At 63.6% G+C, this 12862-nt stretch carries 12 protein-coding genes; 8 read left to right on the forward strand and 4 right to left on the reverse strand.

The window, feature by feature from the left end; genetic code table 11:
- Positions 1–17: 17 nt before the first annotated feature.
- The 5 genes from AC1ROT_RS03955 to AC1ROT_RS03975 all read left to right on the forward strand — a co-directional run bounded on the left by AC1ROT_RS03955 (position 18) and on the right by AC1ROT_RS03975 (position 5912).
- The gene (locus AC1ROT_RS03955) at positions 18–1382 is read left to right on the forward strand and encodes a flagellar hook protein FlgE (protein ID WP_492970019.1); all 1365 of its coding nucleotides are present in this window, start codon (positions 18–20) and stop codon (positions 1380–1382) included.
- A gap of 72 nt (positions 1383–1454) precedes the next feature.
- Positions 1455–2939, forward strand: a complete 1485-nt coding sequence (gene flgK / locus AC1ROT_RS03960; protein ID WP_492997295.1) for a flagellar hook-associated protein FlgK — start codon at positions 1455–1457, stop codon at positions 2937–2939.
- Between the two features lie 2 nt (positions 2940–2941).
- Positions 2942–3994, forward strand: coding sequence for a flagellin (locus tag AC1ROT_RS03965; RefSeq protein ID WP_492970017.1), 1053 nt, complete (start codon positions 2942–2944; stop codon positions 3992–3994).
- Between the two features lie 90 nt (positions 3995–4084).
- Positions 4085–5464, forward strand: coding sequence for a cysteine--tRNA ligase (gene cysS / locus AC1ROT_RS03970; protein WP_492997296.1), 1380 nt, complete (start codon positions 4085–4087; stop codon positions 5462–5464).
- Between the two features lie 22 nt (positions 5465–5486).
- The gene (locus tag AC1ROT_RS03975) at positions 5487–5912 is read left to right on the forward strand and encodes a SufE family protein (protein ID WP_492970015.1); all 426 of its coding nucleotides are present in this window, start codon (positions 5487–5489) and stop codon (positions 5910–5912) included.
- Here AC1ROT_RS03975 and AC1ROT_RS03980 read toward each other — a convergent pair.
- On the reverse strand, positions 5909–6367 hold the full coding sequence (locus tag AC1ROT_RS03980) for an iron-sulfur cluster assembly scaffold protein (protein ID WP_492997298.1): 459 nt from the start codon (positions 6365–6367) through the stop codon (positions 5909–5911). The two genes, AC1ROT_RS03975 and AC1ROT_RS03980, sit on opposite strands and share 4 nt — an antisense overlap.
- A gap of 133 nt (positions 6368–6500) precedes the next feature.
- Between AC1ROT_RS03980 and hisI the strand changes: the two genes are divergently transcribed.
- Together hisI and AC1ROT_RS03990 are read left to right on the forward strand one after the other, a co-directional pair.
- On the forward strand, positions 6501–6965 hold the full coding sequence (hisI, locus tag AC1ROT_RS03985) for a phosphoribosyl-AMP cyclohydrolase (RefSeq protein WP_492997300.1): 465 nt from the start codon (positions 6501–6503) through the stop codon (positions 6963–6965).
- Between the two features lie 169 nt (positions 6966–7134).
- Positions 7135–8535, forward strand: a complete 1401-nt coding sequence (locus AC1ROT_RS03990) for a hypothetical protein (RefSeq protein ID WP_492997302.1) — start codon at positions 7135–7137, stop codon at positions 8533–8535.
- Here the strand turns inward: AC1ROT_RS03990 and AC1ROT_RS03995 are convergent.
- From AC1ROT_RS03995 to AC1ROT_RS04005, 3 genes are read right to left on the reverse strand one after another with little or no spacing between them, the layout of a single operon-like run.
- Positions 8532–9800 carry a molybdopterin molybdotransferase MoeA gene (locus tag AC1ROT_RS03995; protein ID WP_492997303.1) on the reverse strand — a complete coding sequence of 423 codons (1269 nt, stop codon included), beginning with the start codon at positions 9798–9800 and terminating at the stop codon, positions 8532–8534. The two genes, AC1ROT_RS03990 and AC1ROT_RS03995, sit on opposite strands and share 4 nt — an antisense overlap.
- Positions 9784–10311, reverse strand: coding sequence for a molybdopterin-guanine dinucleotide biosynthesis protein B (gene mobB / locus AC1ROT_RS04000; RefSeq protein WP_492970010.1), 528 nt, complete (start codon positions 10309–10311; stop codon positions 9784–9786). Before mobB ends, AC1ROT_RS03995 begins: the two co-directional genes overlap by 17 nt.
- Positions 10308–12356 (reverse strand): 4Fe-4S binding protein, encoded by a 2049-nt coding sequence (locus AC1ROT_RS04005; RefSeq protein ID WP_492997305.1) that lies wholly within the window; start codon positions 12354–12356, stop codon positions 10308–10310. Before AC1ROT_RS04005 ends, mobB begins: the two co-directional genes overlap by 4 nt.
- Positions 12357–12442: 86 nt before the next feature.
- On the opposite strand from AC1ROT_RS04005, the gene AC1ROT_RS04010 reads away from it, so the two are divergent.
- A complete protein-coding gene (locus tag AC1ROT_RS04010; protein WP_492970008.1) occupies positions 12443–12835 on the forward strand; it encodes a c-type cytochrome in 393 nt (130 codons plus the stop codon).
- The last annotated feature ends 27 nt before the right edge of the window (positions 12836–12862 follow it).

Consider the following 12862-nt stretch of genomic DNA (forward strand, 5'->3'; position numbering starts at 1 on the left):
AGCCAGGAGGCAGTGTTATGTCCATTAGCGGTTCCTTGCAGACGGCGATTACCGGCCTGAACGGTCAGTCGACTGCCATCAGCTTCATTTCGGACAACGTCGCGAATGCGAGCACCATCGGTTACAAGAAGGTGGAATCGCGGTTCCAGACCCTGGTAACCCAGTCCAGCGCCCAGGCGAATACGCATTCGCCCGGCGGCGTGATCAACCAGCCCTTCTTCGCCAACAACGCACAGGGCGCGATCCAGCAGGTGTCATCCACCACCTCGATCGCCCTGGTTGGCGGCGGCTTCATGCCGGTCTCGAAGAAAAACGGCGAAGACTCCACCACGGGTCTGCCGAGCTTCGAAACCACCAGCTATTACACCCGCGTCGGCGACTTCAACCAGAACGACGACGGCTACCTCGTCAACTCCTCGGGCTTCTTCCTGCGCGGCTGGCCGATCGACCCGGTCACCGGCGTGGTCGACAGTTCGGCCACCGAGGAAGTGCGCGTGTCCAACCTGCTCGACGCGCCTGTCGCGACCAGCACGGTGGAATACGCCGCCAACCTGCCCTCGAACGCTCTCAATACCTCCGACACCCTGCCGGCGACGCTGCCGATCAGTTCGATCCAGGTGTTCGACGCGCTGGGCAACGCCCGCACGCTGAACCTGGAATGGACCCGTATCGGCACCGGCATCTGGACCTTGGAAGTCGGCTCGCCGGGCGCGGATACCGCCGCCGGCGCCACGGTTTCCTTCGGCCCCGCCACGGTCGTCTTCGGCCGGTCGCTGGGTTCGGCCGCTGGCGGTGCCCTGGTCGATCCGGGCACCATCTCGGCGCTGGAAAGCGCCGGTGGCCTGACCTCCACGGCCGTCGCCAACGTCAATGACAACGCCGCCTATGACTTCGTTGTGAACTACGGCGCCGGCAACCAGACCATCCGCCTGGATCTCGGCTCCTACGGCAACTCGGTCGGCACGACCTCCTATGCCGGCGACACCCTGACGCTGAACAATTTCCAGCAGAACGGCGTGCCGCAGGGCAACTTCAAGAACCTGGCCATCGATAACGACGGCTTCGTCTCGGTCACCTTCGACAACGGTAACGTGAAACAGTTCTACCAGATCCCGGTGGCGAAGTTCCGCGACCCGACCGAACTGGACCGCGTGGCCGGTAACGCCTTCGTCGAAACCCCGAGTTCCGGTGCGGCCGTGCTGTCGCAATCGGGCTCCAGCGGTGCCGGCGACTTCATCTCGGCTGCCATCGAAGGCTCGAACGTGGATATCGCGGAAGAATTCTCCAAGCTGATCGTCGCCCAGCGCACCTACTCGGCCAATGCCCGGCTGATCACGGCGTCCGACGAACTGCTGCAGGAAACCATCAATATCCGCCGCTAACTGACCTGACCGCCGGACGGGCCCTCCGCCCGGCGGTCATCACCTCCGCAAAGTCACAAAGGATTTTCTGTCATGTCACTGAGCGCCGCCCTCAACACTGCCGTGATCGGCCTGCAGACCCTGCAGAGCCAGACGCGCCTGGTGTCGGGCAACGTCTCGAACGCGCAGAATCCCGACTACAGCCGCAAGGTCGCCGCACTGACCACCTTCGCGGCCGGCGGCATCCCCGGCGCCTCGCTGGTGTCCAGCATCACTCGCGTCGCCGCTCCCGAGCTGCGCCAGGATGTGCTGAAGGCAACCGCCGATTTCGGTCGCCTGGACCAGCAGCTGCAGTATGCCAAGGAACTGGCTGAAACGCTGGATGCCACCAACACGACCGGCGCCCAGCCCACGCTGCTGGCGATGATGACCCGCTTCGAAGATGCCTGGAAGCAGCTGGAAGCAACGCCTGAAAACAACGATCTGAAGAGCCAGGTTGTGCTGCGCGCCAGCGAGATGACGACGGAAATCCGTCGCCTGAACGGCCTGCAGTCGCAGCTGATGACCCGCGCGCAGCAGGATCTGCGCGAAGACGTCAACGCCATCAATCTCTCGACCATCGAGATTGCCAAGCTGAACAACAAGATCGCCTCCCAGAAGGCATCCGGCGCGCCGATCGGCGATCTGGAAGATCTGCGCGATGCGGAAGTGGCCAAGCTGGCCGACAAGGTCGGCATCCGCACCCTGCTGAACGACCGCGGCGAAGTCTTCGTCTATACCGATGGCGGCGTGCAGCTGGTGGGCACCACGGCCCAGCAGTTCCAGTACCAGTCCACCGCCGTCGCGCCCGCCACACCCGGCATTTATATGGCCAACAGCACGCTGGACGTGACCGGCGGCTTCCTGAACGGTTCGGTTCGCGCCTCTGTCGATTATCTCGACACCACGGCGGTCGGCCTGGCCAACCAGGATCCGAATGTCGCGACGCTGCAGAAATTCTTCAACCAGCTCGACTCATTCGCCGTGAACCTGGCCAACGTGGTCAACGAGGCCTACGACTCCACGGGCGTCAATCAGTTCTTCAGCTTCATCGCTCCGGCCACTCCGGGCCTGGAAGCCGGCTTCATTCAGGTCGAACCCACCCTGACGGCCAGCCCCTCAACCCTGGACGCCACGGTTGCCGGCACGGTCCAGCAGGCGATGCGCAACCGCTCGCTCTATACCAACGAAGTCCAGCGCACCACGACGGCCGCCGCCGGCGCCGTGGCCGGTCCGCCCGCCTCCTATGCCGTCACCGCCGACCCGAACGGCCTGACCATCTCAAACGTTAATATTTTCGGCCTGGCCAACGGCATCATGGCCTATACCGCCCGCGCGGCCTCGCTGAACGAAGCCAACCGGGACACGGCTGAACGCGTAGAGCACACCCTGGACCAGAAGGTCCGCAACCTGGTGGGCGTTAATATCGACGACGAGCTTGCACAATTGCAGGTTCTGCAGAACAATTATGCCGCGCTGGCGAATGTCATGAACACCGTCACGCAGATGTTTGACCAGTTGGTCAATATCGGGAGGTAAGCATGGTCGCTCTGATCGGAAATACGCAATACGCGACCCAGCTGGACATCACCCGCAGCATCCGTCTGTTGAACCTGCAGCTGGGCAAACAGAACCAGCAGCTGGCGTCTGGCCGCTATGCCGACGGCCTGGTCGGCGTGTCGGACCGCGCGCTGGAACTCGGCCAGCTGAAGACCGAGCTGGGCTCGGTGAACAATTACAAAAGCGCTGTGCAGACCGCGCAGAACCGCGTCGAGCTTTACGCGCTGACCATCGAGGAAATCATCGATATCGCCACCGAGGCGCAGAATACGATGATCAAGAACCGCGATGCGTTCTTCGCCTCGACGGCCGCGCCCCGCACCCAGGCCGAATCCCTGCTCGATCGCATCGGCGGCCTGCTGCAGACCCGCGACGGCGACCGCTATATCTTCGCCGGCACCAACTACACCCAGAACCCGCTCAGCGGCGCGCTGTCGGGTATGCAGGATGGCGCCACCGGCCTGGTCTATCCGGCCGGCGCAGTGCCGGCTGCCTATACCCAGAAGACGGCGACCGAGGTCTATCCCTCGGGCGACTACGGCGCCATCACCACCTTCTACATCAACTCGACTCCGGTTGCGCCGACGGTCTATGACGATTTCTTCGACACGACCGGCACCACGCTTTATTCGGATGATAACGAGCAGATCAGCTACGGCGTCTCCGCTGCCGAAGACGGTTTCCAGAGCCTGATCGACTCGATTATCCGCTTCCGCGACGCCACCGCCGACCTGACGACCAATCCCGACATGTACCAGCAGCGCGTCGATGATGCGCGCACCCAGCTCAACGGCGCCATCACGCAGCTGAAGTCGATTGCCTCGCGCAACGGCTACAAGCAGCAGCAGATGCAGGAAGTGATGGAGCGCCACGACCGCTCGCTCGACGTCCTGAAGGTCCGCGTCGGCTCCATCGAAAATATCGACCTCGGTGAAGTCTCGGTCAACATCAAGAACCTGCAGACCTCGCTGGAAGCCAGCTACGTCATCACCCGCGACAGCCTGCAGCTATCGCTGGTGCAGTACCTGCGCTAAGCGCTTTTTCCGCATTTTCCGGTCCTGAACGACGCCTGGCGGGCTGGTCCGCCAGTTGCGATTCCATCGCCATTGCCTATAGTCCGGGCCATGGATATCCAGCTCTACAACACGCTCACCCGGCAGAAAGAAGCCTTTGCACCGCGCGATCCGCGGCGGGTGACCATGTATGTCTGCGGTCCCACGGTTTACAGTTTCGCCCATATCGGCAATGCCCGTCCGGTCGTGGTGTTCGACACGCTGTACCGCCTGCTGCAGACGGCCTATCCCAAGGTCGTCTATGTCCGCAACATCACCGACGTGGACGACAAGATCAACGCGGCCGCCAAGGCCGAGGGCGTGCCGATCGGCACCATCACCGAGCGCTATCATCGGATTTACAGCGAAGACATGGCGGCACTGGGTGCCCTGCCGCCGGTGATCGAACCGAAGGTGACAAAGCATATCCCGGCCATCATCGCGATGGCCGAGCGCCTGATCGCCAACGGCCATGCCTATCTGGCCGAGGGTCATGTGCTGTTCAATGTGCCGTCCTATGCCGATTACGGCCGGCTCTCCGGTCGCAACCGCGACGAAATGATCGCCGGCGCCCGTGTCGATGTGGCGCCCTACAAGCGCGATCCTGCCGATTTCGTGCTGTGGAAGCCGTCATCGCCAGACCTGCCCGGCTGGGACAGCCCCTGGGGCCGTGGCCGGCCCGGCTGGCATATCGAATGCTCGGCCATGATCGAGCAGAATCTGGGACGCGAGACCATCGACATCCATGGCGGCGGCATCGACCTGACTTTTCCGCATCACGAGAACGAACTCGCACAGAGCACCTGCGCCAATGGCGGCACGCAGTTTGCCCGCTTCTGGCTGCATAACGGCTTCGTCAACATCGAATCCGAGAAGATGTCGAAGTCGATCGGCAATGTGCGCCTGGTGCATGAGCTGCTGAAACAGGCGCCCGGCGAAGCCATCCGTCTGGCGCTGCTGTCGGCGCATTACCGCCAGCCGCTGGACTGGACCGAAGCCGGCCTGCGTGACGCGAGGGCCCAGCTTGACCGCCTGTATCGCACGCTGGACAGCCTGAAAGACGTGCAGGGCAGTAACGGCGGCGCATCGGCCGGATTCATGGCCGCGCTGGCCGACGATATCAACACGCCAAAAGCGCTGGCCGAGCTGCATCAGATCGCCAATGCGGCGAACAAAGCCACCGATCCGGCCGAACGGATGCGCCTCAAGGGCGAGCTGCTTGGTGCCGGGCAACTGCTCGGCCTGCTGCAGCAGGATCCGGCCGCCTGGCTGAAAGGCGATGTCGCTGCCGATGTGGATGTGAGCGAGATCGAAGGGCTGATCGCCGCCCGCAAGGAGGCCCGTGCCCGCAAGGACTGGGCAGAGTCCGATCGCATCCGCGACACGCTTGCGGCCCGCGGCATTCTGCTGGAAGACAAGGCCGGGCAGACGACATGGCGCGTGGCGTCGTAAGGCCGCGTAAAGGATCCAGGCGATGAGTGAGTCGGTAGAGCAGGTTCAGCAGCAGATCATCGAGGATTTCGGTCTCTTCGATGACTGGATGGATCGTTATCGCTTTCTGATCGATCTCGGCCGCGCCCTGCCGCCCTATCCGGACGCCCTGCGCACCGATGACTGGCGGGTGAAGGGCTGTATCAATCGCGCCTGGCTGCATGGCGAGGCCCGTGACGGCCGCGTGTATTATCAGGCCAGCAGTGAATCCGAAATCGTTGCCGGCCTGATCGCATTGCTGCTCAAGGTCTATTCCGGCCGCACGCCGCAGGAGATCGTCGACAACCCGCCCGATTTTCTGCAGAAGATCGGCGTCTGGGAAAACATCACGTCCAACCGCATCAACGGCCTGAACGGCATGATCGCGCTGATCCAGTCGGTGGCGAAGGCCGAGCTGAAAGCGGCTTAAGCGCTCTTCCGTCCCGCTTCGATCTGATCCAGCGCCTTCACCACCGCCTCGAAGGGCAGCAGCACGGCATTGTGACGCGCCTTGTGCTCGCGCACCGGGACCAGAACCTCAAGATCGTTGAACACCCCGGCAGCGAAATCCGCGCCCGGCGGCTGGCCGTTATCCTTCAGCATGGTGCGCATGATGCCCGCCAGGCTGCGCAGGGTGGCGGCGTCCTGGCCGACGATATGCCGGCCCAGGATGCTGGCGGCCGCCTGCCCCAGGGCGCAGGCCCGCACCTGCTGGCCATAGGCGGCCACCCGGCCGTCCGGGGCCAGGGTCAGGTCCACGGTAATCCGGCTGCCACAGAGGGGGCTGTGATGGGTGACGGTCGCATCAGGGGCGTCCAGCCGCGCGGTCTGGCCGATATGTGCCGCAAAATTAAGGATTTTTTCGTTGTAGAGGGCATTCAGCATGGCGCGTAGGGTACTCCTCCGGCGGGTCGGCTTGAAGCCCCGCCCACCCGACGATATATAACGGCCCATCTTTCAAGAGCAATCCGGCATCGACGCGGCCCCCGCCGCCACCCAGCCGGCAGGAGCAAAACCAGTGTTCGCCAAGCGCATCTCCATTGAGCAGGTCGAAGAAGGCAAGGATCTGGCCCCCAAGTTCGACGCCGACGGCCTGATCGCCTGCGTGACCACCGCCGCCGAAAGCGGCGAGGTCCTGATGCTCGGCTACATGAATGCCGAAGCGCTGCAGAAGACCATCGAGACCGGCGAGGCGCATTACTACAGCCGCAGCCGCAAGGTGCTGTGGCACAAGGGCGCCACTTCGGGGCTGGTGCAGAAGGTGGTCGAGATGCGCATCGATGACGACCAGGATGCGGTCTGGCTGCGGGTGGAGATTCCCGGCGATGCCTCTTGTCACGTCGGCTATCGCTCCTGCTTCTACCGTTCGGTGCCGACCGGCGCTGCAGGCGACAAGCCTGTGGAGCTGACCTTCGAGGAGCAGGAAAAGGTCTTCGACCCGAAGGCGGTCTACGGCGACGCGCCCAACCCGACCATTCTGTAGTCTGGTCGCCGAGCCTGTCGGCGACGAAGCATCGGCCCAAAACAACTAGCAATCGCAGAAGCATGATTGTGCTTCTGCGACAGCAAACCTATCGTTTATGGTGTTGGTTTATAATACAACCAAGCCCGCGCATCCTCACGTCGCATGCCCGGCAACGACACAGACCCGGATGACCCCGAAATCGATCATCGGCAAGATCGGAAGTTACCTGTTCGGTGACGACGCCAAGGCGGCAGAAGCTGCAGAGGCCGGCAATGCGCGCCGGGCTGCGCTGGCACCGAACCTGCCGACAAGAGTGCCGGCCGGCAGCATGCAGCTGATTGGCCTGACCAGCATCCAGCAGGCTCTGGGCGAGGCCTGGCCGGCGCAGGCCGAGCAGATCTACCGCAAGATCGATGCCATCCTGCGACGCCGGCTGGAGCTGACCGATGCCTTCTACAAGGTCGATACCGAGAATTACCTGATCCTGTTCACCCGCCTCGCCCGTCGCGAGGCCGAATTCAAGGCCAGGGTAATTTCCGAGGAAATCCAGAAACTGGTCTTCGGCGAGCTGCTGCCCGGGCACGAGGTGACGGTCTATTCCGCCATCGCGGATATCGACCGCGGTCTTGTCCTGGAAAAGATCGGCTCGCTCAAGGATCTGCTGGACCACGTGCGGTCCACGTCGATGGCCGAGTCCGGCAATGTCACCCTGTTCAACGATCATGGCGATGGCAAGCTGCCGTCGACCCGTCCCGCCGTGGTGGGGGCTGGCCCGGATATGGCCGATCTCGATCAGCCGCTGGCCGGCCTGTTCCAGAAAAAAACCATTGCCGCCTACCTGAAGGAATGTCGCGCCGGCTTCTATCCGGCCTTCAGTCTCAGACGTCGCAACTTTTCATCCTACCAGACCGCAATCCTGCATGAGCCCAGCGGCAAACCGGCCGGTACTCTGAGCGATCCGTTTCTGGATACGCCGGAAGACCTGTCCTTTCAGCTCGACCGTTTCATCCTCACAGCCGGCCTGCTTGGCGCGCATCGCATGCTGACCGGCGGCAAGCAAGGCATCGTGATGATATCGGTTGGCTTCGATACGCTGGCGGTTGCCAAACTGCGCGAAATCTATTTCGCCCGTCTCAAGGAAGTGCCCAGCGGCGTGACCAAGTTTCTGGGTATCACCATCCGCGATATCCCGCCCGGAACGATGGCCAGCCGGGTTGCCGAGCTGATCTCCTATATCCAGCCGTTCTGTCATACGCGCCTGCTGCGCATACTGCCCGATCCGCGTCTGATCGAACTCTATGCCGATACAGGTTGCCACGGCTTTGCCACCTGGATTCCGGAAGATGGACCCGACATGGCCAAGCCGTTTCATGTGCTGTCCGGCTTCGCCAAGCGTGCCGCGTTGCACCGGCTGGAATGCATTCTGACCGACATCGCCAGTCACGATGCCCTGTCGACCGGCATTGCGGCAGGCTTCATCTATTTCTCGGGCGAAGCTGTTGCCGGGATGATCGAAACGCCGGGCTTTCTGGACGGGATCAGGACCGACCATATCCAGCGTCAGCCCGGCACCGCACCGGCCTCTTAAAGCCCGAGGGATCCGTAAGGGTAAAAGCGCACAGCCTCGCCCGGCTCCAGCCGCAACTGGTCTTCAGGCAGCTCCAGAAGCCCGTCGGTACGGGTCAGCGAGGTGATGACGCCGGCACCATCAACCGCGTATTTCTCTGCGCGCCAGCCACCCTTGCCGTCATCGCTCAGGGAGACCCGCACCCATTCGCGCCGGTCGGCTTTCTTCTTGTAGGAAAAGCCCGCAGTAACCGGAAAGCTGCGCAGCGGCTCAGGCTGCCCGCCTCCAAGCCGCTGCAGCAGCGGCCGGGCGAAAAAGCAGAAGGTCAGCAGCGCCGCAACCGGATTGCCCGGCAGGCCGAAGAACGGCACGCCAGCGATCTGGCCCAGCGCCACGGGGCGACCCGGCTTGATCGCCAGACGCCAGAAATGCAGGCTGCCATGCGTTTCGATCGCCGCCTTGACGTGATCTTCGTCGCCGGTGGAAACACCGCCCGAACTGATCACGGCATCATGGCCGGCCGCCGCCTCGGCGAATATGCCAGCCAGATGATCGCGGCGATCGGGCTGGATGCCCAGATCGCTGACAACGAAGCCCGCCGCCGACAGCAGTGCCGCCAGCAACGGCCGGTTCGCATCGTAGATGCCGCCCGGCGGCAGCGTGCTGCCCGCTTCATGCACCTCGTCGCCGGTGGACAACAACGCCACACGCAACGGCTTGTATACCTGCAGTGCCGCGTGGCCGCCGGCGGCCGCAAGGGCCAGGTCGGGTGCGCTCAACACTCGCCCGGCCGGCAGGAGCCCCTCGCCCTGCCGCACATCTTCACCGGCTTCTCGGCGGTTGGCGCCACGCTTGATGCCCGGCCTGATGACAACGGCGTCACCATCCAGCCGGCAGTCCTCCTGCATCATCACCGTATCGGGGCCGCCCGCCTCCCCCTCCGGCATCACAGCACCGGTGAGGACCCGCACAGCCGTACCGCGCGGCTGCGATGCCGGGAATGGATGACCCGCAGCCGCACGGCCGATCACCGGCAGACGGGTTTCCGCATCTTTTGCCAGATCGCCATGATAAACGGCATAGCCATCGACTGCAGAGTTGTCGCGCGGCGGAACCGATACCCTGGCCATGACCGGCGCCGCCAGGGCCCGGCCGCGACATTGCGCCACCGGCAGGGTCTCGATTGCCGTCACCGGCGACAGGCGCTGCGCCAGATCAGCCAGCGCGTCATCCAGTCGGATCAGGGCATCGCCATGGGCGAAACAGTCATTACTCAGCTGCGCCACGGCGCGCCTCGCCGGCTGCGGCCGACAGCCAGCCGATAATGAAATCGGCGATCTGCTGTGGCTGATTGGCATCCAGCTGCGGCACCCGCAGATCGGGCACCGGGCCATCGCTGGCGACAGCAATGACATGAGGATCCTCGGACTGCAGCATCGGCTTGCCGACGGATGCGCGCCAGACTTCGATCTTGGCATGGGAAGACTGCTTGAAGCCTTCCACCAGCACCAGATCGACCGGACTGAGTCTGGCCAGAAGGTCCTCAAGCGTCGGCTCGGGCGCGCCCCGCAATTCATGCATCAGGGCAAAGCGGTTGGCCGAACTGATCAGAACCTCGCTGGCGCCGGCCTGGCGGTGGCGATACGAGTCCTTGCCCGGCTGATCGACATCGAATTCATGATGGGCATGCTTGATGGTGGACACCTTGATGCCACGCGCCACAAGCAGGGGAATAAGCTCGGCCAGCAGCGTCGTCTTCCCGGCGCCGCTCCAGCCGGAAATACCCAGAACCTTCATGACGGCTTCTTCCCGCTCGCCTTGAACTCGGCAGCGGCGCGTTCGGCCAGATAATCATCGGTCATGCGCACATCTGGTCGCGGCGCCCCGGCATACGGATCGATCTTGGCCTCGCTCTGCACGATGATGCGGCAATCGCCGCACATGCGCACGCGGTTGATCGTATCGGCATTGTACATCCAGTGCTTGCCCTCAAGCTGGGCGACAATGCGCTCGATCGTCGATTTGGTGCCGAACGGCTTGGCGCAGCGGACGCAATGGAAGGGCTCTTCTTCCTTGATCAGCCGCTGCTGCGTCGCGGCCGGCGTAAAGTTCACGCGCGGATCGAGGCTGATTACCTTTTCCGGGCAGGTGATCTTGCACAGACCGCACTGCACGCAGGCATCCTCGGTGAAGCTCAGGCGCGGCCGCTCCGGATCGTCGCTCAGCGCGCCGGTCGGACAGGCCGAGACGCAGGCCAGACAGAGCGTGCAGCCATCAGCGTTGATCTGCAGGTTGCCAAACGGCGCACCGGGCGGCAGCGCCACGGTATCCGCTGGCTGCGACGCCACCTTATGCAGATGGCGGAAAGCCAGGCGGGCAAGATCGCGGCTACGCCCCATCGGCAGGTAACTGGCGCCGCTGGGACCTTCACGCTGCGGTAATGCCGTCAGGGCCGTCGCCAGCTGATCCGGATCGTCGGTCTCGATCAGGCCGACGCGGCCGCCTTCATAACCCAGGCCGACCAGCACGCTTTCGCTGAGCGCCATCTGCCCGGCCAGGCCGCCAAGGTCCTCGCGCTGCTTCATCGGCGCCAGAACGCGGATATCGGCAGCGCCATAGGCAAAGGCCGAGGCAAAGAAGGCCACGCTACATTCACTGACCGCATGCACGGCGAAGGGCAGAACCCGGGCCGGCAAGCCATCGCCATAACGGGCCAGGGCATCGATCAGCGGGGCGCCATGCTTGGCGTCATACAGCAGGACCACCGCCTGGCGGCCGCCAGCCTCGCGATAGGCGAGCAGCAGGGCCCGCAGCTGTTCCGTCAGATTGGCAGCCGGCGGCAGGCGATAATCAGCAGCGCCAGTGGGGCAGACGGCGCCGCAATTGCCGCAACCGCCACAGATATAGGGATCGATCGCCACATGATCGCCGGCCGGTGTGATCGCACCGGTCGGACAGACATCCAGGCAACGCGTGCAGCCGGTCTTTTTTGAGCGGGAATGGGCGCAAAGTTCGGCATGAAAATCGACATAGAGCGGCTTCTCGAAGCTGCCCGTCATGTCGCTGGCCTCAAACAGCAGGCGCTGCACGGCCGCGGCATCGTTCGGATCGGCGCGGAAATACCCGTCGCGCTTTTCATGAGCCGAGAACAGTGGGGTGCCGCCGGTCAGGTCGATGATGATATCGCAGGTCGAGCTGGCGCCGTTGCGGGGAGAGCCGAATTGCAGGCTGCGGCGGGAAGACGGCAGCGGTAGCGCGTAATCGTCGATCACCAGCTCGAACTTGCCGAGGTGGCCACGCGCACCAGCAATCCGCCCCTGCACGATCGGCAAATCCATGATCGCCTGGCCGGGAATGTCCCTGGACCGTTCCAGCATGATGGTGACATCGAGGCGGTCGCTGATCTGGCGGGCCGCCGCAATGGCACGCTCGTCACGGCCATAGATCAGCGCCACACCCTGGGAATTCATGGTGATCGCCGGCACTGCCGGCACGGGCACTGCAGCGGCCGCGATCAGGGCGGCAATCTTCGGCGTGGCAAAGGCGGCTTCTGACGACCAGCCGGCGGTTTCGCGAATATTGACGTAGGAGACCGGCGTGGTGCTGCCGGCTTCCGCGCGCTGCTCGTCGAACAGCGGGCTTTCCTGGGTGCAGGCGACGGTCAGCGGCTCGCCGGCCTTGAGCGCGTCCTGGAACAGTTTCAACTGGGTGCGGCACAGATGCGTGGCAACGTCGGAATCGCCACCAGGCGTCGCGCCACAAGCCTTCGCCAAGGCCGCACCATCCAGCGGCATCGTCCCTTCGCAGTTGCACACGAGGACGCGTTTGCCGTCCAGCCGCATCGTCTGTTTTCCCACCCGATTATTTGGCAAACCAACCATCTCAACTATAGTGTTGAGAGGACAGGAAAACCAGCCGGAGCCCCCGCTTGCGTATTGTCGTTTTGCTGCTGATTCTGAGCCTTTCCGCGCTTTCGGATCGTGTCATGGCGCAGGCTGGCGACCTGGAGCCGCCGAGCCTGGAACGGGGTGCCGAGCTCTGGGGCAAATGCCGTGCCTGCCATACGGTCGCCGCAGGGGGGCGTAATCTGGTCGGCCCCCGGCTTGCCGGTGTGTTCGGACGCAAGGCCGGCAGCGTTGCGGATTACCGCTATTCCGAGGTGATGAAAAAATCGGATGTGGTGTGGACCGAGCAGACGATGGACGCCTATCTGGCCGCCACCCAGGACTTCATGCCGGGCAACAAGATGTATGGCGGACTGGCCATTGCACAGGACCGGGTCGACCTGATCGCCTGGCTGAAACAGGAAGCGGCCAAATAGTCGCACCCCCTTCCCTTTTGCCCTGGA

Source organism: Ferrovibrio sp. GW821-FHT12E11 (assembly GCF_058806975.1).